20 protein-coding genes and 1 pseudogene are annotated in these 20692 nt (G+C 33.8%); 5 read left to right on the top strand and 16 right to left on the bottom strand.

Features of this window, described 5'->3' with window-relative positions:
• Nucleotides 1–31: 31 nt before the first annotated feature.
• Nucleotides 32–199: a hypothetical protein gene (locus tag BR43_RS20460; protein ID WP_245617860.1), complete on the bottom strand. Its 168-nt coding sequence runs from the start codon at nucleotides 197–199 to the stop codon at nucleotides 32–34.
• Between the two features lie 6 nt (nucleotides 200–205).
• Nucleotides 206–337 (bottom strand): annotated as a pseudogene (locus BR43_RS20735) (tyrosine-type recombinase/integrase); the annotation flags it as partial.
• Between the two features lie 56 nt (nucleotides 338–393).
• On the opposite strand from BR43_RS20735, the gene BR43_RS11245 reads away from it, so the two are divergent.
• The 5 genes from BR43_RS11245 to BR43_RS11225 all read left to right on the top strand — a co-directional run bounded on the left by BR43_RS11245 (nucleotide 394) and on the right by BR43_RS11225 (nucleotide 3488).
• Complete coding sequence (locus BR43_RS11245; RefSeq protein WP_169741048.1) at nucleotides 394–771, top strand: hypothetical protein; 378 nt, start codon at nucleotides 394–396, stop codon at nucleotides 769–771.
• A 139-nt stretch (nucleotides 772–910) separates the two neighbouring features.
• Complete coding sequence (locus BR43_RS11240) at nucleotides 911–1207, top strand: TIGR04197 family type VII secretion effector (RefSeq protein ID WP_051933807.1); 297 nt, start codon at nucleotides 911–913, stop codon at nucleotides 1205–1207.
• Nucleotides 1204–1557: a DUF3958 family protein gene (locus BR43_RS11235; protein ID WP_034562053.1), complete on the top strand. Its 354-nt coding sequence runs from the start codon at nucleotides 1204–1206 to the stop codon at nucleotides 1555–1557. The genes BR43_RS11240 and BR43_RS11235 overlap by 4 nt, the downstream gene beginning before the upstream one ends.
• Nucleotides 1554–2945, top strand: a complete 1392-nt coding sequence (locus BR43_RS11230) for a T7SS effector LXG polymorphic toxin (protein WP_034562052.1) — start codon at nucleotides 1554–1556, stop codon at nucleotides 2943–2945. Before BR43_RS11235 ends, BR43_RS11230 begins: the two co-directional genes overlap by 4 nt.
• 21 nt (nucleotides 2946–2966) lie before the next feature.
• Nucleotides 2967–3488 (top strand): hypothetical protein, encoded by a 522-nt coding sequence (locus BR43_RS11225; protein WP_034562050.1) that lies wholly within the window; start codon nucleotides 2967–2969, stop codon nucleotides 3486–3488.
• Between the two features lie 335 nt (nucleotides 3489–3823).
• On the opposite strand, the gene BR43_RS11220 is transcribed toward BR43_RS11225, so the two are convergent.
• The 14 genes from BR43_RS11220 to BR43_RS11155 form a co-directional block, all read right to left on the bottom strand.
• Nucleotides 3824–4363 carry a dCTP deaminase/dUTPase family protein gene (locus tag BR43_RS11220; protein WP_034562049.1) on the bottom strand — a complete coding sequence of 180 codons (540 nt, stop codon included), beginning with the start codon at nucleotides 4361–4363 and terminating at the stop codon, nucleotides 3824–3826.
• Nucleotides 4364–4500: 137 nt separating this feature from the next.
• A complete protein-coding gene (locus BR43_RS11215; protein WP_034562048.1) occupies nucleotides 4501–5121 on the bottom strand; it encodes a hypothetical protein in 621 nt (206 codons plus the stop codon).
• Nucleotides 5122–5308: 187 nt separating this feature from the next.
• The gene (gene add, locus BR43_RS11210; protein ID WP_034562047.1) at nucleotides 5309–6346 is read right to left on the bottom strand and encodes an adenosine deaminase; all 1038 of its coding nucleotides are present in this window, start codon (nucleotides 6344–6346) and stop codon (nucleotides 5309–5311) included.
• Between the two features lie 166 nt (nucleotides 6347–6512).
• Nucleotides 6513–6746, bottom strand: a complete 234-nt coding sequence (locus BR43_RS11205) for a hypothetical protein (protein WP_034562046.1) — start codon at nucleotides 6744–6746, stop codon at nucleotides 6513–6515.
• A gap of 22 nt (nucleotides 6747–6768) precedes the next feature.
• Nucleotides 6769–8061, bottom strand: a complete 1293-nt coding sequence (locus BR43_RS11200) for a WxLIP family cell surface protein (RefSeq protein WP_245617859.1) — start codon at nucleotides 8059–8061, stop codon at nucleotides 6769–6771.
• 81 nt (nucleotides 8062–8142) lie between these two features.
• Nucleotides 8143–8979 carry a WxL domain-containing protein gene (locus BR43_RS11195; protein ID WP_034562045.1) on the bottom strand — a complete coding sequence of 279 codons (837 nt, stop codon included), beginning with the start codon at nucleotides 8977–8979 and terminating at the stop codon, nucleotides 8143–8145.
• 84 nt (nucleotides 8980–9063) lie between these two features.
• The gene (locus BR43_RS11190) at nucleotides 9064–9876 is read right to left on the bottom strand and encodes a WxL domain-containing protein (RefSeq protein WP_034562044.1); all 813 of its coding nucleotides are present in this window, start codon (nucleotides 9874–9876) and stop codon (nucleotides 9064–9066) included.
• A 34-nt stretch (nucleotides 9877–9910) separates the two neighbouring features.
• Nucleotides 9911–10672, bottom strand: a complete 762-nt coding sequence (locus tag BR43_RS11185) for a WxL domain-containing protein (protein WP_034562043.1) — start codon at nucleotides 10670–10672, stop codon at nucleotides 9911–9913.
• 39 nt (nucleotides 10673–10711) lie between these two features.
• The gene (locus BR43_RS11180; protein ID WP_034562042.1) at nucleotides 10712–11401 is read right to left on the bottom strand and encodes a WxL domain-containing protein; all 690 of its coding nucleotides are present in this window, start codon (nucleotides 11399–11401) and stop codon (nucleotides 10712–10714) included.
• A 28-nt stretch (nucleotides 11402–11429) separates the two neighbouring features.
• On the bottom strand, nucleotides 11430–12179 hold the full coding sequence (locus tag BR43_RS11175; protein WP_034562041.1) for a WxL domain-containing protein: 750 nt from the start codon (nucleotides 12177–12179) through the stop codon (nucleotides 11430–11432).
• Nucleotides 12180–12210: 31 nt separating this feature from the next.
• Nucleotides 12211–12957, bottom strand: coding sequence for a WxL domain-containing protein (locus BR43_RS11170; protein ID WP_034562039.1), 747 nt, complete (start codon nucleotides 12955–12957; stop codon nucleotides 12211–12213).
• Complete coding sequence (locus tag BR43_RS11165) at nucleotides 12954–13277, bottom strand: LPXTG cell wall anchor domain-containing protein (RefSeq protein ID WP_034562037.1); 324 nt, start codon at nucleotides 13275–13277, stop codon at nucleotides 12954–12956. Before BR43_RS11165 ends, BR43_RS11170 begins: the two co-directional genes overlap by 4 nt.
• 37 nt (nucleotides 13278–13314) lie before the next feature.
• Nucleotides 13315–17928 carry a hypothetical protein gene (locus tag BR43_RS11160; RefSeq protein ID WP_034562036.1) on the bottom strand — a complete coding sequence of 1538 codons (4614 nt, stop codon included), beginning with the start codon at nucleotides 17926–17928 and terminating at the stop codon, nucleotides 13315–13317.
• A 278-nt stretch (nucleotides 17929–18206) separates the two neighbouring features.
• Complete coding sequence (locus BR43_RS11155; RefSeq protein ID WP_034562035.1) at nucleotides 18207–19751, bottom strand: AcpB/EbpR/MafR family transcriptional regulator; 1545 nt, start codon at nucleotides 19749–19751, stop codon at nucleotides 18207–18209.
• Between the last annotated feature and the right edge of the window lie 941 nt (nucleotides 19752–20692).

The following is a 20692-nucleotide window of genomic DNA, read 5'->3' as shown; positions in this document are numbered from 1 at the left end:
AAATCTTTATATTCTTGAAGCGTTCAGAAGTTCATTTCTTTTTTTCTTCTCTTAATTTTTGAATATGTTCGGTTGGTGAATAAGGGATTACATTTTCTTTAACTGCAACATCGAAGATTTGAGAGAGAAAAATAAATACTTTGTTAATTGTTTTGCTATCTAGTTTCTTTTTAGTTTGTTTATTTTCCTTCTGCAACATTTTTTGTTGAAACAGTTGAATGTCTTTTAATTGTAATTCTTTTATATTAGTATCTCTAAAAAAAGGATTAATATGATTTTTTAAATAACCTTTTTGAAGTTTTATATAATTAGATTTGTTTTGGTGTGAGTAATTAGTAAAGTAGTAATTATCTAGTGGTAATTCAACTCATTTACTTGTGTTTGAAATAAAAATTGACATATTTTGAAAAATCTCTTAAACAATTAGATGAGCTATTTACTTTGATTGATACAATAAAAGACAGCCAAGAAATTGCAAAGATTTATTATAATACAGCTAAATTTTATTCTGAAATTGGAAAATATAGTAAAGCTCTCAATCTTGCCAATTTAGGAATTAAATTGTTGAAAAATGAAAGCTTAGGTTATTATCTAGATTTATTACTTTATGAAAAAGCATTTAATTTGATGAAATTAGGGAAAGACAAAAAATATGAAAAATTTTATTTGCACGCTATGGTAATGGCGGATTCAAATGGGAATAATAGCCTTATGAATACAATTAAAAATGATGTAGAAAAGTATGATATTGAAGCATACAATTATTACTAAATAGATTCAATAAAAAAACTTAAAAAAATACATATGAATAGCAGATTGATAAAAAAATAAAATAAATAACTATCGATTTGTAAGCGAAATTTAATTATGGTAAAATTAAATTTATCATAATTAAAGCGAGGTAAATTTTATGGCTACGTTTCAAAGTGATCTAAACAAAGCAAGTGCATTAGCAACCAGTTTATCTAATTCAGTAGTACCATTAAACCAAGGAAAGAAAATTCAAACAGCGACACTAACTACTTTACAAGGGAACGGCAAATCCGTCTCTTTAACAGAAAAACAGCAGGGATTAAAGAGTTCTTTTGCGGCAGCATTAATACGAGATATTGCAAATATTCACAGTGTCGCAAGCGATTTTGAGGTGATGAATAAAGAATTAGAAAATTTAATGACTCCTGCAGCATTGGGCGGGAAGTCTAAATGAACAATCAAACTGTAGAAGAAGCAACGTATGAACTAAGGAAGATTAGGGAGCAATTAGATGATAATAGACGTGCTTTTACAGAACATTATCGCAAGAAAGAGGATGTTGCCACTATTTTCCAAGAAGTGACTAATTCTTTTCACGAGGACAAAGAGATTTGGAAAGAGGGAGAAATGAGGTATACATCTGAATCTATTTTTGATGAGGTTTCTAGTTGTCAAAGTAAATTTTGGAATCAATATGAGGAAGATTTAGATGAACTAGAACGTGAAAATAGTTATCTTTATCAAAAAGAAACGGATTTAATAGCTGAAAAAAAAGAGCTCCTAAAAAAGGAGACGACTAAATGAGTAGTAATATGTATGTAGGCGAAGTTCGTCAACAAGTTCAGTCCATTAATTCTAATTGTCAGTCAACCGTAGCGACAATGGAACAAATCCAACAAGCGTTAAGTGCCATTATTATTGAACCTAGCTTAAAAGGGGCAACCTACGATTCAATGAAGAATTATTTCAATACCGTTTATATGCCTGTTACAAAAGGATTTATCTTGGTATGCGAACGAATGATAGAAGCGAATCAACAGTTCCTAAATCGGTATTTAGATCAAGTGGATGTAAATAGTTTACAAGAATCTGTTTTAGAAGAACGGATTCGACAATATAATCGATTGAGTGAAATGCTCGATTCTATAGTTGATCCAGTTGGTTTTAATGCAAGAATGATTGACGGATTACAAGAAATGCGTCAACAAACAGTCCGAAAATTAGATGCTTTAAGAGAATATGATTATTTCTCTATCCAAATTTTTGATGAATTAGAAGCCCAATTGGCAACATTAGAAGCTGGGGTCACTGTTTTAGCAGAAGGGAAAGCATGGAATCAAACGGCAGGAATCTTTTCAACGATGGGATTAAACTTGGATTGGGCTGGAGATATTAATAGTTCTTGGAAAGCATACGATGATAAGAAAAAAGGGATAGATGAAGAAAAAGAAAAAGAGTTAAAAGAATATAAAGTTTATGCTATGATTTACATAGATGCAGATGGAAATCCTAAAGTATCTTGGCAATTAGAAAAAAATGGAAAAGGTGTTATGAATCCAGAGTTGTATCAATATTTAGCCAAGGCAGGTAAATATTTAGATGCGGATTCATTTGAATTTATTACTCAAGGTGCTTGGGATGCTAAAGTAAAAGATGGTTGGAGAAATGGGTACAATTATGTAACTGGTGAAGTTTACAATAAAATACTGGGAAAAATTGTTTCCAGTGCACAGAGTGTAGAAGATGGTGTCAATTGGTTAAATGAATCTGAATTGGGACAAGCTATTCAAGTTTTAGGGTTTAGTTATGCCTTGTATAAGGTAACTACAGTAAAAGGCAGTGCCACTGTAAAGAATAATGAGTATAAGATTACTTGGAAGAAAAATATAAATCCCACTCAAGAAGTAATTTCAAACACAAATATACCGAAATCTTTCACCATAAAAGGTCAAATGGTTAATGGGAAGGAAGTATGGGTACACGGAAATGCTACTAAACATATGGGCGAAGTTATAAACTCTGCTAAAGGCTCAATAATAACTGAAAATGAGTTAATGTTAAGTTTTCAAGAATCAGTTGCTAAGATTTTGCCACAAGTAAACCCTGGTAAAAATTTTATTATTGTTAATGGATGGGAAATAGGTATTAATGGCGATACAGGCGTAATATATCATGCTCTATATAAGCCTTAATTATATTTATAGGAGGAAGTTATGTATTTAATTAAACTATCAGACAAAAATATTGAAACACAAAATGAAATAAAATTAGAAAAAGTGGTAGATGATTTATTGTTGGTATCCATAAAAATGGATATAAGCAACACAAAAGATTTTTATGATTATTGGAGGTTAACAAAAACTAGTGGAATTCCTCCGTTAGAGATTGGGATAGATTCTACAGATGGCACGATACAAAGCATTGTATTTTACGTAGATTCAACATGTTTCAAAGACTCATTTAAAGATAATATAAAGAAACAAGAAATAAGTAACGGTATTGTTGAGGTTGATACATCTATCTTCAAAAAGAGTAATGATTACGTGGATGTCAATGAGTCATATAGTGTTTTTGTTGAGAATAATACTCTTATTTGTGAGTTTGAATCTGATTTTTCTCCAAATAAGGTATATAAAAATAATCGAATGGAAATATATTTAAGGGATAATCAAATCATTGGCTTTGCTATTTGTGACTTGGAAGATTCAGAAATTGAAGAAATAAAATCTTTGTAACTTAGTTTTCAATTCTTTAAATTAGGCAATTTAAGCTGTTAAATAAAGTATCTATTGTAGTAGTTATTGGAGCAGATTTCTCTGCTCTATTTTTTATGTTATTTATTGCTTTTATTTAAAGCCGTATTCGAGTAACAATTATAATAAACGTTGGTTGGCTAAAAATTGGATAAACTGAGTAAGATATCATGGAATATAAAGCTATCCAAGTAAAAAAGCCCTATAAATGTAGGGCTTCAGACTGTAGACAAAAAGAGTTGGAACTTGAATCCAACTCTTTTTGTCTACAGTCTGAAACATCCATGAAAATGGATGTTTTTTGTGTTTCATTTAATTTATTTACCTGATGAACCGAATCCGCCAGTACGTTCGCTAGCAATTTCTGCTTCATTGTCCGCTTTTAGAAACGGTAAGAAAATACCTTGTCCGATTCGATCACCTTTTTTTATAACTTTATCACTTAAACCAAAGTTCAGAAATTGGAACATAATGTGTCCTTCATTATCAAGGTTGTTATAATAATCAGCATCAATAACACCGACACCATTAGCTAATATTAGAAAGCTTTTTAATGGATTACCAGAGCGATTTGCCAATTGTAGATACTCATCTTCGGCCATATATGCTTTAATACCCGTCGGAACTAGGATTGGTTTTAAAAATTTTTGATCTCTATCTGAAATCTCTACCTCTTTAAATGCACCTGTAACTTCCCAGATAATTGTTTTGATTAATGTCTTCCAAAATGTTGGAATCACAATGTCTTCTGCTGCTTCAAAATCATAACCAGCTGCTTGCTTTGTTGCTCTGGTTGGCACTTGAATGCCTGCTTCTTGATACTTCTCTATTACTTCAAATCCACGTTTTTTGGTCATGTTGTGTACTCCTATTCATTGCTAGTCTGAATTGGACAATTCCTCAATCCTTTATCAATTCTATCTTAAATTGAGTAAAAAAGCTCTCTTTTTCTCAATAAAAAAACTGAACTCCGAAAGTTCAGTTTTTAATCAGCTTAAGCAGTTTTTTCAGAAGATGCTTTGTCTTCAAAAAAGGCAGCAATTCCTTGTAATGCTAGGTAAACTCCGATATACCCAATAATTAAAACAAGTCCACCAGAAATTTCAGATCTAAAAATCCAATCATAATTGTCATACCATTTTGGTTGATAGACTGTTGAATCACTAACCTCCATATTCATCATTTGTTGTTGTTGCATAATCTTTGCAACTAAACCAACAATTACTAGAATGGTTGCAACAGCACCCATACTTATTGTAGCAAGAGACATTTTTTTGACTGTCCTAGCATTTTCAATAGTATACAATGATTCATGTTGATCCACACGTCCTACAATTTCTTTTGAAAATGTAGCAATTAAAAAGGCCAAAATTGAGAATACGACACTTCCCGGTATGCCTAAATAACCTGTTATTTGCATAAATATACCAAAAAATTGATCCCAAATCCCTGGAGTGTATACCCCATCTGCACTCATCATCGTACTCGTTTGACTCATCATAACTACTTGACTAATTAAATTCATTGCTGAATAGATAACTCCAAATACAAAAATCCCCTGAACTACAGTTAAACCTGTTTTTACTTTCCCCAAACTTGTATAATTATTCTCCATTTCTTCATCTCCTTACTAATATAAAAATGATTAGCTCATTTACTTTACCATTAATAAAGCGATTTATACATAAACAAAATGATTTTATTTTAGAATATTATCATTATTTTAACTAAGTTGTCACAATTTGTTAGCTTTATCCAAAAAAACAAGAGTAGCATTTACTCTTGTTTTTTGTACTAGTTAATTAAGCATTCCTGCTTACTTCTTGGTATTCTTTTCTAACGAATGCCAACAACTCTTTTTTCATGGATTCCTCTGTAAAGCTAGCTTTTATACCATTCTCTGTCAGCTCTTGCATCCCTTCATAGCCAATCTGATACAAGTTATCTAACGTCATGAATTCCTTGGTTAAATTCGTATCTGTAATTGTACGATTGTCTGTATTTAATGAGATGTTCAACCCAGCCTCTTTTAATTTCAAATAAGGATAATCTGACCATTCCGTTACGGTTTTTGTTTGTAAATTACTATTGGGGCAAATCTCAACTGTAATTCCTTGCTCTACACAATAGGCTAAAATTTCTGGATCATCCTTTAATGCAATCCCATGCCCAATTCGAGTCGCTCCCATATCAACGGATTCTCGAACATTACCTGCACAGCCACATTCTCCAGCATGTAAGGTAATTGGTAAATCATAATCGTTTGCCAACTTAACCAATTCTTTGTAATTTCCAGCCGGATAACTTGCTTCATCTCCTGCCAAATCAATCCCTACAATACCTTGTCCTAAATATTCTTTTGTCAGCTCAACAACTTCACGATTGCGCTGATCGTCATGATGACGCATCATACACAAAATACCACGGCTCTTCACACCAAAATCGGCCTCACCTTTTTTAAATCCAGTTAATGCCGCTTGTACAACTTGATCTGCTGACAAACCTTTATGTGTAGACAACATCGGCGCAAAACGAACTTCAATATAAGCTACATTTTCGGCTTTCACATCACCAATTAGATCATAAGCCGCTTCGGTAATAGCTTCCTCTACTTGCAAGCAGTCCAACACTGTATCAAACTTTCCAATATATTCTAATAAGCTTTGACAATCTTCCCCAGCCTGCACTAAGTTGCGCAACTCTGACTCGCTTGATGGTAATGGATAGTCTTGTGCCTCTGCAATTTTCCGAATTGTTTTCCGGCTAACAGAACCATCTAGGTGACAATGTAATTCCACTTTTGGTAATTTTTCGACGATTTCTTGCTTCAACGAATCCATTCCCTTCCTGCTTATAAATTTATCTTATTTTCTACTTTGAGAAAATTTTATATTGAACTGATAATACAAGATTTTCAACAAAAAAGATAGAGCTTTGACAAAATTAATTAGAATTTTTTTCCAATTAACTTATCAAAACGCTATTTTTGTCTACTTAAAAGTTTAACTAGTCACTAAGGGAGATCGCCTCTGCAATTTCACGAATATACAAAATTTCACGAATATTATCCATTTTTCTATAGATCACTTGCGCAATCTCTGCATGAGTCATATTTCTATTAAAGATAAAAATCCGTCTAAATCTCTTTTCTTTTTTTTCAATTCCATCCAAACTAGTATAGACACTAAAATAAATGTTGTAGATTTTTTTGTTATTCCATAATTCGTTTACTGCAGGCATGCTACCCCTCCTATCTAAGTTACTATTTAAGCTTTTTACTAGTCGAATCAGGTCTTGGCTTGCTTGAACTGCTTTTACTTGTATGCTTTGATGTACTTGAGCCTTCTGTTTTTTTGCTTGATTCAGATCTTGTTTTACCATTTCTACGTTTTTTTCTTGCTTTTGCTCGTGCGATTCTACGACGTTCTACTTCTTTTTTCTTATCTAAATGACGCTTGATTAGGTAAAGAATAATCAGAAGGAATACGATTAAAGTCACTCCAGCTATAATATAATAGATTGTATAATCTGGTTTTTCTAATTCAACGGCTTGCTTATTTAATTTATCAGCAGTCTTTCTCTCAATTGTAAATTCTTCATCCCATGACCATGTCTTGTCGTAGTCCTCAGCTTTAGCTGTTACCTTTACACGATATGTTCCGGCTTTGAATTCTTGGTTTTCCCAATTCACACCAAAATTAAAATTTGAATTTGGTGCCATTTTCATACCTTCTTGCTTCGCTTCATGTAAAACTTGATTGTTCCCTTTTTGATACACTTTTGCATCTACTGTGAGGTTGCGGATATAAATGGCTTCTGTATTTTGCAAATTAATGCCTAGATAGTTACGATAATTAACTTGGGTAGGTAAAATTTTCTTTTTATCTAATTTCATATCTGGTTTAAGAGCTGAAATATCTTCGTTTTGACGTAATTGAATACCTACTACGTAAACAAATTTATTTTTAATTTGAACCCCTTTTGAGGCATCTTCATCCTTGGTTGATTCTTCTTTTTGAGTTAAATAAACTCCACCGGCAATTACTCCCGAAATCGTTTCTGTAGGCATCTTCACCTGTATCTTAGCGATAACTTGTGATTTAGCTGGAATGTTAATTTCTTCAGGCATCGTTGCTATTTCTGACAATGGGTATTTTAAAGTCGAATCATAGGTAACTGTTTTTAAATCAATTGGTAATTTAGTCTTATCCTTGTTATTTTCTTTAGCTGCTGCCAAAGCATCTTTTAATTTCCAACTATAATCTACGACACCATTATCATTTGTAATCGCTGAATTTGCACTAGCCAGCATCGTCAGTTCTTCATTGGTAGTATTGGTTAACACTACTTCTAAATCTTGTTTTTGACCGGGATTCATACGTACATCAAAAAACGATTGGTTTTTATCAATTTGATTTTCTGGTTGATTAGTAGATACTGAAACATTGCTAGAACCATTATTATCATCTGCTGCTAAACTTTTTTGTGGTTGGATAAAAACCCCTGCAGTAAGTACCATGACTGTCGTAATGGCAAAAGCTATTTTCTTTTTCACATATATATCCCCTTATAAATAAATTTTTAATAGACACGTAAAGAATGGACTTCCTTCAGCCCATCCTTTACAAGTTGTTATTTAGTTAGTTGCATTTATTGCTTCTGGAGTATCTGATACTATCCAAGAAATGGTTGATGTGTAAATTTGACCTTTTGATTTGCTTGCTGTTATTGGTACATATAATTGAACATCATCAATTTTTGAATCAGCCGTGTATTGTGATGTTGTACCTGAACCATCATCATATCCACCTTCTCGATAATTGTTATCTAAGACTAATGTTGTTTTACCGTTCCCTTTTCCTGCTGCAGAAGATAGGACTGTTTGAGCCGTTGGTTTAATTGTATAGCCACCTGCTGTTGTTGTAATTCCAGCTGGATTTTTTTGATCTGCCGCTGCTAAAGTATTGTTAAACACGACACTTTTTTGACCAATACGGATTTCAGCACCAGCTAATTCAGCTCCACCTGCAGTAAACGGTGTTGCAGAAACTGCTAATGACCATGTTTGAGAATCAACTTCGCTACGCACATCTTCAATTTGAACCATTGGAGATTTATAAACTTTAGCTGTTGTTGGAACATTATTGACTGTTGTAAAATATTCTGATGCTTTCACCGGATAAGTTGCATCTGTACTTTTAATTTCTACAGTTCCAAAATCAAATTTTGGTGCATTTGTAATCATTAATGGGCCTGCTGGAGATGGCGTGGGGTCAACTGGACGAACTACTTCTCCTGGCTCACCTGTTCCTGGCAAAGTAACATTACCGTCACCACCATCTGTACGTTCGCCAAATGTTACACTTCCTTCTGGCGTTGCAGTTCCTACTGTTGCTGCTAATGTTGGAGTTCCTCCGATTGTGAATGTTGCTAATGATACTAAGCTAATTAAGCTTTTTTTTGTTACTTTCATCTGTGTTTCCTCCTAGTATTTGGGTTTATTTATTCAGCTACTGTGCAGTAACTAAATGCATTGAATACTTTTTACTATTCTTTATTAAGGTGTTACTGTTGTATCAGGTGTGTCAGAAAGAACCCACTCTAATGTTGATTTATACGTATAATCTTTTGATTTTTTAGCTGTTCCAGGAATTTTCAATTCAATTGTATCGTCAGTTGGAATCACTGCTTCATCCGTTGTAAATGGGGGTGCAGTTAATGTTCCAGTTTCATCTTTGTAGAATGAACTACTCCAAATCCCCATACCCTTTCCTACTCCTGCAGAAAGTACTGTTTGAGCATTCTCATTTAATGCTAACGTGCTAGTTACAACTGTCGGTTTCAATGCATCACCTACGTTAGAATGTGATTTAACTTTAGCTGATTTCATACTGATTTCCGCTCCAATTAAATCTTCCACTCCCGCTACTGGAGTTGTTGCTGCCACGTCAGCATATGCTGAAAATGACGATGCTTTAAGATTTACAGACCAACCAGCATTTGAACCACGTTCATCCGTAATTTGTAAATAAGCGGGTGTATATTTTTTAAAGGCATCCATTTCATCATTCAAGCGGACATATTGTGCTGCTTGAGTAACTTCTTCACCTTTGATTTCAACTGTTCCAAAATTCAAAGTTGGAACTTGATCAAAACGTAGTAAACCAGATGTACTTGTTGGTGGTACTGGTTTAACTGGCTCTTTTCCCTCTTCAGTTGGATCAACAGGCGCAGCTGTTCCATCTGCATCTTTAAAATTTACAATTCCATCTGTTGATGCCGGGAATGTAGCCGCTTGTACTGGTAATGCAGCACCAATTAGGGCTGTTGAAGCAAGTAATGTAGTCAAAACAACTTTAGTTAATTTCATAATTTTTAAAACTCCTCTTATTTCTATCATTTTTTTATGATGCTGGTGTAAGATCTGGTGAATCAATCAGTAACCAAGTTAATTCTGCTTGATAACTTGCTTCAACGATTTGAATTCCACCCGGAATTGTTAGTTCGACATTTGGATTTTTAGCATCGGTAGCATCGGCAACTACTGAACCCATACGTGAATTCCAAGTTCCCATTCCTTCACCGACATTTGCTTTTACTAATGGTTGCATTTTATTGTTCACAACAACGTTAGTTGAAAAAGAAGTTGGAACTGTTACAGCTGGCTCAGTTTTTTTGTCTTCTGGGCGAACGGCGTTGTCAGCTGATAGTTTAATTGATGCGCCATTTAATTCTAAGCCGCCTGGTTTAAGAGCTCCACTAGCATCTAATTCAGTAAATTGTCTAGATTGCGTAACTTGCAACTGCCAACCAGCATTTGAACCACGATCATCAACAGTTGTAATGTTTAGTGGTAAGTAATCTGTACTTATTACAGCACCATCTGATCCTAAATGATCTTCTTTTTCAGTTGCAGAGTAGCGTGCAGGATAAGTCATAGTATCCCCTTTAATTCCTACACTACCAAAGTCAATACTTGAAACAGATTGAATTCTTAGCGGACCAGTGTTTCCGTTTGGATCTGTCGGAGTGCTTTCAAAAGTTACGACTCCGCTTGATGTCACTTTTGATGCTTGCCCAGCTTCATCTGCACATGCAAGTGGTGCTAATAAAGTAAATCCTGCTCCAGTTACCAAAGCTACTGCAGCTAATTTTGTCATTTTCATTATTTATTCCTCCTAAATTTGGTTTAACTTTTCAATTGATTAGTTAGATGGGTCGTCCAATAATAACCAAGTCAATGTTGTTTGATAAGTTGTATCTTTTACTTTTGCTGAAGAACCGGGGATGCTCAAAGTAATATCCGCATTTTTTGTAGCAGCATCTGTTGTTGCTGTTCCAAATGTTGTTGTTGTTGTCCCGATCCCCTCATTAACTTTTGAATTCACAAGAGTTTTAAAACCATCTGCTCCTAATTCAACGCTTCTCAACCCGCCACCTGCAATTGTTGGAATCAAGTTGCCTGATAAGTTTGATGCACCTGTTGCATTGATTTTTAATTTTGTTGCTGCTAAAGGAATTGTTCCATCTACTGAAGCAAAACCATCATTACTTACTTGTAGAGTCCAACCTTTATTAGAACCACGGTTGTCAATAACTTGAATGCTATCTGGATTTAAGTTTCCTTCTGTATCAGCAGCTTTAAAGTTTGCACGATAAACTTGGTTGTCCCCAGAGATTAATTGATCCGCAAATGTAATATTCGATACATTTCCAATACGTAATGCTCCAGTATTTTCGCCTGTTTCATCTCCATCTGAACGCATTGTGATGGATCCAGTTGAAGTGATTTTAGCTGCTTGACCTGTTTCTAATGCTGCAGATGCTGGTGTTGAAGCAGCAAATATACTTGAAAAGGCAACTAACCCAATAATTGATAGTTTTGTTAATTTCATTGTTGTTCCTCCTAGAATGGATTTATTTTTAGTTACTTGGGTCTGCTGAGATGATCCATGAAATAGTAGCTTTATAAGCTTCTTTTACTTTAGCTGTTTTACCTGGTACAAATAATGAAACGGATGTATCTGCTGAATGGTCCATATTAGAACCAAATAAAGTTGTCCAACTACCTACACCTTGTCCCGTGGCTGCATTCACCAATCCAACTGATGTACCCGGCACTAATGTATAGTTATTCCCTGTTACTGAAGTTGCCAGACTAGGAACATTAGATCCATCACTCTCTTTATTCTTAGAATCTGAAGCTAAATTACTGATTTGAATTTTTGCTCCTTCTAGAACAGATTTCGTTGAACTTGATGTTAATTGTCCTTCTTGTTTGACAGCTAACGACCAGCCTGCATTTGAACCACGATTATCCGTTACTTGAATGTAATTTGGTACTTTACGTGGATTTGAACTACCATCTGCATCTGTAATATCTGTTAATGTTGAATAGTAAGTTGCATCATTACCAGAAATCATTTGTTGATTGAAGTGGAAATTCGATACATAATCAATACTTAGTGGACCAGGCGTTCCTGGATTTGGCTCAACAGGTTTAATGTTTTCACCTATTCCCGGTTTTTCTGGATCCACTAATTCTGGTTCTGTAGTATTTTCTAAATAAGTGATATCTCCACTTGATTTCAAAGTAACTGCTTGGCTAATATTTTCCAACGCTAATGCTGAAAAAGCTACTAAACCAATTAAGGTTACTTTTGCTAAACCCATAACATCATTCTCCTTTTAATCATGTAAATTTTTATTGACCTGCATCTGTACTTAACGTCCAAACTAAACTCGTAGTATACGCGCCTTTTTCAACTTTAGTTCCAGCTGGAACAGATAGCTGAATACTCTTCATGCCTTCTTCAACAGTGGTTCCAAACATACTTGTCCACGTTCCAGATCCAGTTCCTTCTACTGCAGTCACTACAGTAGAATTTACACCTGCACCAGTTGCATCTAATTTTAGAACAACTGATTTCATTGGTGTTGGTGCAGTTACAGTTGTATTTGCTGAATTTACTGTCGAGTTTAAAAGTGACAGTTCTGCACTGCCTAATCTTGCATTGCTTGTTGTATTTTTTAATTGACCGTCTTGTTTCACTGACAATATCCAACCAGCGTTGTTTCCACGGTTATCTGTTACTTGTAGATAATTAGGAACTACCTTTTTTGAATCATCTTTATTGATAACAACGTCATTAATTGCATAGTAAATTGCAGCATTCCCATTAGATTTTTGTTGTCCAAAGGTTATTTTTGATACATAATCCAAACTTAATGGTCCTGAATTTCCTGTTCCTGGATTTTCTGGATTTGGTTTGATTTCATTACCTGGAGCAGTTGGATCTGTTGGTTTTGTTACATTTGTATTTGTAATGTATTCAATATCAACTACCGAACGTACAGTATCTCCATTTTCTCCGGCAAATGCCTGTGGTGCAATTAGACTACTTGCAGCTACTGTTACTAAACTCCATACAACTAATTTTGTCCGCTTCATTTACATTTCTCCCCTGTTTGTTCTTTTTTAGACTTCCTCCATAAAATCAATGCGACACCCATGAATAACACAACAGCGATATTCATTGACTGGCTCTTTTGCACACCTGTTTGCGGCAATTTTCCACCTGTATTTGGTAATTTTGTAGGTGGAATGGTAGCTGGCGGTTCTGGATTTTCTGGTGGGTTTGGTATCGTTACTTCGTCAAAGTAAATTCCAACCTCTGATTCTGTTCCACTAGCTGCATTCACTGATTTTATAGAAAGAAAGCTAAAAGAAAATAATAAGATTGTACATAACACAATAGCTATTCTCTTCATTTATTTCTCCTTTCCACTTACGCTTCATAAAATAAAATTATTCAGGAGTATCCGCTAATGTCCAAACCAATTCCCCAGTATACGTTCCTGCATTTACCTGTCCTGGTAAAACTTTCAAAAGCACACCTTGTTTGACTGTTCGATTCCATGAAATATCTGTTTTAGTTGGTGTTAACGAGCCTCGTCCACTTCTAACTAAACTATTTTGACTATTTATATCAATTTCTTGATTCGTCTCATTCACAAAGAACATGCCACCAGGTATCGTTTTATTTGGACTTACAAGTGACGTTAAATCTTTACTTACTTGCAAATAAAGATACCAATCTGTACCGGTTCCACGTGTATCAGACAGAGTCATCGAGACATCTGTTGTAGGTGGATAAATCGCTAATTTTGATTTAATCTCTTGATTCCCAAATTCAATATCTGTCGGTGGAACATCAAAATTTAACGTTCCTTGTGAAACAGTAAATTGAATAACTTTTTCTGCATCGGCTACCTTCAAGGTTACTGGATATGTTCCTACTGCTCGTAGAATTTGACTCGTATCAATTTCTACTGCATCGATATCATTAGGATCAACCATTACTCCACTAGGCAATAGCCAAGCTTTAAGATTACCTTTTGTAACAATCATTGCCCGCAAATCATTTTTTGTACTTGGAAAATCAGATAACTTTATTTCAATATCATTCCCTTGAACAGCGCCATTGTCAGTCACATTCATACTATCGTCATAAACAAAGACTGGGACATCGAAAATACTTTTATTATTTTCTTTGTCTGTGGCACTCACTTGAATTGTCTTATAACCAACTGAAGCAACTAAAGCATCAAAGTCTTGATTTGGTTCGTATGCTACAACGATATCTGCTGTTGATGTTGCATTATCTGCTAAATCATGAATTAATGCTTTTGGATCTTTAGCAGGTAAAACTGTTTTATCATTCAATCTAATCTTTTGTAAGATTCCTGACCCTGTCGGAGCATCAACATCATTAAAAGTTATATAAATTGTTTTTGGTGGAGTATCTCTAACCGTTAAAATGATTGGCGAAACTTTTCCTGAACCTACAACAACTTGACTCGTATCAATTACAAGCTCATCTGTGTTCGTTATATCGCTACCACTTGGTATAGATAGAGCTTGCACACGTCCACTCGCAATCACCAATTGTTTAATCTCAGATGACGTACTTGGATAATCATCTGCAGACATTCTAAAATCATATCCTTGAATGGTCGCTTGATCTCCTACCAACATAGAATCATCATAGACAACAATCGGTATTTCAATTAAGCTTTTGTTTCCTGCTTCATCTTCAATAATAATAGTGACTTTCTTAACTCCCAATGTGGAAACTAAGTTAGTAAAATCTTGACCTGGTTCATAAATAGCCGTAATTTTATCTGCTGTAGAACTATTATCTTGTAAGTCCTTCAATAAGGATTTAGGCGGTGTTTCTGTTAATGATTCAGAATCAAATTGCTGAATTTTTTGTAAGATTCCTGTTGCAGTTGGCTTCACATTATCTTTGAAAGTTATCGTAATCACTTTTTGTGCATCGCGTGCTGTTAAGGTAATCTGTGAAGATTTCCCTGCAGTTACATCAACTGCACTAGTGTCAATTACTAGTTCAGGAGTATTCGTGATATCTGTACCATCTGGCATAGAAAGCGCTTGAACACGTGCTTTTGTTATAATCATATTCCGAAGTTCTACCTCAGTAGTCGGATAATTTTCGACAATTGTTGTGAAACTATATGCTCTTATGTTCACAAGGTCTCCTGCTGCCATATCCCCATCACTAACCATTACTGGAACAGTAACAATGGCAGAATTTTTAGCTTCGTCTGTAATCTTAACGTGTACTTGCTTTAATCCAGTTGTAGCAACTAATGCTGTAAAGTCTTGACCCGCTACATATTCCGCATGAATATTTGCCGGAATGGATACATTATCATTTAAATCTTTCAATAATGATCTCACATTTGCATTTGTTAACGCCGCTGAATCAAACTGTTTCACATTTTGTAAGATTCCTGTTGCCGTTGGAACTGTTGTATCTTCAAATGTAACAGTGATAACTTTTCTCTCACCAGCTACCTCTAAGATAATTGAATATGGAACTTCCCCTATCGCCCCAACACTACTTGTATCAATGGTAAATCTAGCAGGATCTGCAGTTACATCTTCTGCTGGGAAGCTATCGATTAACCATGCAGCTACATTTCCTTTATCAATAACAATTTGACGATTTGTTGCCGCATCTGCTGACCAATCTGATAATGACATCCGGAAGTTATTTCCCATGATGACACCTTTATTAGTTGTAGATGTTAAGTTAACTAATAATGTTGATTGAACTGGCGTTTTATTTCCAGCAGCATCCGTTACCGCTAAATTAATTGTTTTAACACCCGTTGTTTTAATCATGTCTGCTCTCTCAGCATCTGTAGTCACGTATTCGACTTTAAGAGCTGCCGATGCTGTGGTTTCATCGCTGAAAGAAGTTAGCGTCGCTCTTGGATTAGTTGGAATACCCGCTGCTGAATTTAACTCCGTTTTCAAAAGCTTGCCTGTTGCAATAGGTGGTGTTGTATCGATGATTTTGATAGGTACTTCAGCATAACGTTGATCAGAATCAGTAACTCTCAAAGTCCCTGTTGCTCCTGTTGTATATTTAGGGAAGGTCATTGTCCAATTCCCAGCAGCGTCTGTTTGAGTGGTTTGTGTATTTGTACCAACTTTTAAGACAACTTCTCCAAAAGCCACACCTTTGCCAACTAAAGTAGCATCTGGATTTTTATAATCTGTTTTACCAATAACCGAAACAACATTATTTCCAATTAAATAGGTTGAGCCATCTAAGGTTAAATTAGGTAGTAATACAGGCATCAGCAAATCATTAGAAATCCTGCTGTAATTATTAATATTAAAATTAGTCGCTGCATGTGCGTTATCTGAGGTAATCGTTCCTCTTGAACCATTAGAAAAGTTTGACATTTTCAAATAATTTAAATCTTGCCACATTGATAACGGATTTCCGATACCTCTTGATGATTTATCCCAAACAGCAACATTTGTATTTGTAAAACTCATATCACTATACAGACTAAATCGTGTATAGGCATAGATAAATTGCCCAGTTCCAAAAAAGCGCAAATCAAACACTTGTGGATCATCAATTTCCATTGCAAATGGATACGTATAGATCACACCGTTGCTTGTATTTGTACCTGTCGTGGTTAATTTAAATATAGATCCTTGATTGACCTTGATTGATGTCCGTGGAGCAGATGAATTAAAGTAGTTCGCTGTCGTACGCAATACAGGATTATAAGAATTCGCAACAAAAGTTCCATCTATCTGAATATCCGTCCAACCTGTAAGGGCATTCGTAAAGATATTTGAAGATCGATATCCTTCATTTCTTAATTCAACTGAACCACCTCTATCAACTTGGAATTTTTTTACATGTCCATTTTCCTGACCATATCCCATCCAAACCGGTTGACTATAACGTCTAGTTACACTTTCATCACCAACCGTTGAACCTGTAGAAATCCCGACATACTTAGATAGATTTTTAGCCGTTACATTTCGAGCTTTAATATTAAAAAATTCAGTTGTAAGATTGACATTATTTTGAATTTCAACATTATTGTTACTTCCGTTAAAAAATTCAGCACCTGTGTAGGTAATATTATCGATACTAAAGACCAAATTTTCTGGGCGATTTGCTCTTCTCGTATATCCAGAACCGTTGGTGTTATAACTATTAGATTGAGTCGTCCCTACAGCATTAATAAATCCTGCGTTTGTTTCACTAGTTGATCGTAAACCGCCATTAATCGTACCGTTTTTTATTGTAAATGCAGTAATAGTTGAACCCGTTGCATCATAAATAGCGATTTGCCCACCAGTCGTAACAGAGGAACCTACTGAAGCAGTGATTGTAAAACCATTTAAGTCCAAAACCTTATTGTTCGTTGTAACAATTGCTTGTTTTGTTAAGTTGATACTTTGCGTTAAATGCATCTCGGTTTCAGTTGTACTTGTTAGCGCTGCAATTAAATCTGTCTCAGAAGAAATTGCTTTTCCAACAGTATCACGAGGTGCAATTGACTCTTGTTCTTGTGGAACTTCTTTTGTTTGCGTAGCTTCTGTAATTTTTACAGCTACAGTTGGTGAGCTTAATTCATTTCCTGCAAATACTTTTATTGCTTTAAATTGATAATCTCCAACAACTTCACCTTGTAGCACAATTTTCAGTGTTTGCTTCTCAGTTGAATTTGTTTGTATCACTAATTCAGCTTGCTCTGGATTAAAAACAATCGATTCAGGTTGAACTAATCCATCGTTCATTCTAATTGTCTCATCTTCTACATACTGAATGCCCTCTGGCAACTGCATTATCAAGTTATCATCTGTATCAGAACTTTTTTCGTTTGTAACCTCTAGAATAAATTGATTATGAATCGGAAGAGCGTTTTTATTGGATGTTAAATTCATCCCTGTATCAGCATTTACCTTACTACTTGGATCATTGTAGAACTGCATAAATGCATCCCTTCCACTCCAAAATAGTGTTAACGATAGTACTAATAAGAGAACAACTTTCTTTCTTTTATTCCATTTAAACATAATTTTTCCTCCTTATTAATAACTATTCTCCTTTCCCCTCATCACTTTTTTTATTTTCAAAAGATTCTATACAATCCGTCAAATCAAAACAATGAAGTACAACTTAAAATTTAAGATAGAACCTTTTTTTCTTAACGTACTTAGATTTTTTCGTTATTTAAAAAATAGAAGAAACGTAATTAAGCCCTAACTCATCTCACTTAATTTAGTTTAAACTATTTGATTTTAATTTTTTTGTTTAGAAATTCTAAATTTTTTTAAAAAATAAGAAAAATTTTTTATTCACGTATCTGATTGCTTTTTTTCTTCTTGTTTCGGCTGATTTCTAATTTTTCCAGTCTGATTTTTCTAACTTGAAGTTTTGCTGCGTGGATGTCTTCTTTTTTGGGCACTGTGTCCCAAATCAAAATGGGGATTGTAAGCTCCTTTAATCCTGGGTACATCCTATCAGAAATAACCAAGTCTAAATCCGGTTTTAATTGATTTTCAATAATTAATTGTTCATAAGAAGATTGTTGAATTAGATCGCCATAATGCTTCGTTGCAATTCCACCATAAATTGAAATAATATGAACTTTTACAGGTTTAAATAACTTCGTCTCATCAAAAAATTGGTGGATTAAAGAAACGTAATTTGACAATAATTCCTCCTTATGAGAAAAAATTTCGATAAATTTTGGTTCTTTCAGCAACTCGTTATAAAACCGCTCAACCATATCAGAGAATTCTTCTTCAAGATACCAATCCTTTTGAAATTGATTTTCATCAAAAAACAAGTAATTACCACCTTTGAAAACTGAAACTCGAGTATGCAAATGGACTAAATTCGCATAGGCTACTTCATATTCACTGACCGTTAGTTTAATACTAAAGACTTTGGTTAGTGTCTGAATCCAATAATCAGCTGATTGATAAATTAAGCTCGTATTTTTCTTTCCAAGAGAAACTAATTCCTCTACTAGCAAACTATCTTCTTGGTAATACTCACAGCTATATAGTACTAAAATTAAAAAAGTTAATTCATTTTCAATAATTTGTTGGGAAAAATCAGGTGGCATATCTGTACTAAATTTCAACATATCTAGTGCCTGTTTTTTCAAATCGCCTATCCCAGCAATCTCTTCGATGATTGCTTTTTCTGAAACGAATTCTTCAATAAAGCATCCTAATTTAATTCGAGTAAAAATAACGGCCAACCAGAAATAAACAACCTCTTTTTCAGCAATCCCTAAAGGCCTTCTGCGCATTTTTTCGATTTCTTCTACAAACATAACCAACTCTTCTTTTTTTACTTCTGTAAAGGGCCACTCCTCCATACCTAAGTACGAAGACCAGTAAAATAAGATATAAAAATACCTAATCTGCTTTTCAGAGCCTTCCAACTGATAACGACTATTAGCTTTAAAGTCCAAGTCAAACTTTTCTAAAAATGGTTTTAATTCATTAAATCGGCTGTAAACTACTGAATAGCTAATGTAATTATTATTTGAAAAAGTTGTGATATCGCCAAATTTATGTTGAAATATTTCATCAAAAGCTTTGAATATATAGCTTTCTTTTAAATACTCAAGTTTGATAATATCTAAAGAAAAATAATTTTCTTTTTCTAATTTAAATTCAAATTTTCCAATACGAATCAATTTTATTTCTGCATTCCATCTTTTTAAATCTTGTTCTAATAAATCCATTGCTTTAAATAAGGTTTTATCCGTACAGCCAATGTATTCCGTTAATTCACGTACATATACTGATTTTTTTTTTAAATTTAAATAATTCAAAATTTTCATTTTTCTTAATGAAATCTTATCCCAAAATTGTTCCATCATAATTATCTCCTTTGATAATCTAAAATCCGCTTAAATTATCCCTCTGTTATTTTAAATAGTTTCAATAAAAACATAATCTATAAAAAAAATGAATATCTCATTATATGCATACAATTCTGTCACAGTATATTAGAAGTCGTATTAGGCACTTTCTTTTTTTTTTTGAAATTTCCAGAAAAATAAACATATTAACATTTTAATTCACAAACTCCTTATAATCTTTGTTTTCCCACTCATTCAACAAGAAATAATTTAGCTACTTTATTATAAAATTTAGTTTTTCTGACTATGGTGCATATCCCTATTTTTTTACACTAAAAAAATTCTTATGGTAGACATTTTTGATAAGTAACCCTTACTATGAATCATTCTAAAATTAAAACAGACACCTCAATTATCTAAGCATTTCAGTCAATCACCAACTTATTTACGTCTTCTATTCTTGCACGAACTAAAATCAATTTATTTTTTAAATACAGATTATTATTATTGTGAAAAACTGAACTTTAACCCACAAAAGAAATCGCTTTCTTTTTGTCATTTCAAGAAACTTTCATTCTTAAAATAAATTCTAGATAACTATTCTCTCATTTGTTCATTTCAGAGTTTGCCACAGTGTTTTGTATTTTTGAAAAAATATCTGTATAAATATTCTGTTTTCTATTCAAACTAATCATAAATTTTAGATTATATTATCTATAACTATCATACTGGTTATATTACAGCATATTTCCAATTTAATAAAACAAAACGTTCGTTTGATTAAATAAAAGTTATTTTAGAACTAGTAGCATTGTTTAATCTACTTATAAAATGCACAAGTACAATTAAATAAACACTACCTCGTTATTTAATAACAAAAACCCCAAAATTCAAATTCATTAATTTTCACTCTGACACCAAAAGAATGCTATTATTTCAATTAGAATTAATCCTTC

Source organism: Carnobacterium gallinarum DSM 4847, assembly GCF_000744375.1.
Taxonomy (GTDB): domain Bacteria; phylum Bacillota; class Bacilli; order Lactobacillales; family Carnobacteriaceae; genus Carnobacterium; species Carnobacterium gallinarum.
This window is presented reverse-complemented; position numbering and strand designations above follow the sequence as displayed.

What these genes read in the sequence shown, in the direction of transcription:
- BR43_RS11195 (WP_034562045.1), bottom strand. Translation starts at nt 8,979, where the DNA reads ATGAAAGTAACAAAAAAAAGCTTAATTAGCTTAGTATCATTAGCAACA.
- BR43_RS11220 (WP_034562049.1), bottom strand. Translation starts at nt 4,363, where the DNA reads ATGACCAAAAAACGTGGATTTGAAGTAATAGAGAAGTATCAAGAAGCA.
- BR43_RS11170 (WP_034562039.1), bottom strand. Translation starts at nt 12,957, where the DNA reads ATGAAGCGGACAAAATTAGTTGTATGGAGTTTAGTAACAGTAGCTGCA.
- BR43_RS11240 (WP_051933807.1), top strand. Translation starts at nt 911, where the DNA reads ATGGCTACGTTTCAAAGTGATCTAAACAAAGCAAGTGCATTAGCAACC.
- BR43_RS11180 (WP_034562042.1), bottom strand. Translation starts at nt 11,401, where the DNA reads ATGAAATTAACAAAACTATCAATTATTGGGTTAGTTGCCTTTTCAAGT.
- BR43_RS11235 (WP_034562053.1), top strand. Translation starts at nt 1,204, where the DNA reads ATGAACAATCAAACTGTAGAAGAAGCAACGTATGAACTAAGGAAGATT.
- add (WP_034562047.1), bottom strand. Translation starts at nt 6,346, where the DNA reads ATGGATTCGTTGAAGCAAGAAATCGTCGAAAAATTACCAAAAGTGGAA.
- BR43_RS11160 (WP_034562036.1), bottom strand. Translation starts at nt 17,928, where the DNA reads ATGTTTAAATGGAATAAAAGAAAGAAAGTTGTTCTCTTATTAGTACTA.
- BR43_RS11205 (WP_034562046.1), bottom strand. Translation starts at nt 6,746, where the DNA reads ATGCCTGCAGTAAACGAATTATGGAATAACAAAAAAATCTACAACATT.
- BR43_RS11225 (WP_034562050.1), top strand. Translation starts at nt 2,967, where the DNA reads ATGTATTTAATTAAACTATCAGACAAAAATATTGAAACACAAAATGAA.
- BR43_RS20460 (WP_245617860.1), bottom strand. Translation starts at nt 199, where the DNA reads ATGTTGCAGAAGGAAAATAAACAAACTAAAAAGAAACTAGATAGCAAA.
- BR43_RS11215 (WP_034562048.1), bottom strand. Translation starts at nt 5,121, where the DNA reads ATGGAGAATAATTATACAAGTTTGGGGAAAGTAAAAACAGGTTTAACT.
- BR43_RS11155 (WP_034562035.1), bottom strand. Translation starts at nt 19,751, where the DNA reads ATGGAACAATTTTGGGATAAGATTTCATTAAGAAAAATGAAAATTTTG.
- BR43_RS11190 (WP_034562044.1), bottom strand. Translation starts at nt 9,876, where the DNA reads ATGAAATTAACTAAAGTTGTTTTGACTACATTACTTGCTTCAACAGCC.
- BR43_RS11185 (WP_034562043.1), bottom strand. Translation starts at nt 10,672, where the DNA reads ATGAAAATGACAAAATTAGCTGCAGTAGCTTTGGTAACTGGAGCAGGA.
- BR43_RS11165 (WP_034562037.1), bottom strand. Translation starts at nt 13,277, where the DNA reads ATGAAGAGAATAGCTATTGTGTTATGTACAATCTTATTATTTTCTTTT.
- BR43_RS11175 (WP_034562041.1), bottom strand. Translation starts at nt 12,179, where the DNA reads ATGGGTTTAGCAAAAGTAACCTTAATTGGTTTAGTAGCTTTTTCAGCA.
- BR43_RS11230 (WP_034562052.1), top strand. Translation starts at nt 1,554, where the DNA reads ATGAGTAGTAATATGTATGTAGGCGAAGTTCGTCAACAAGTTCAGTCC.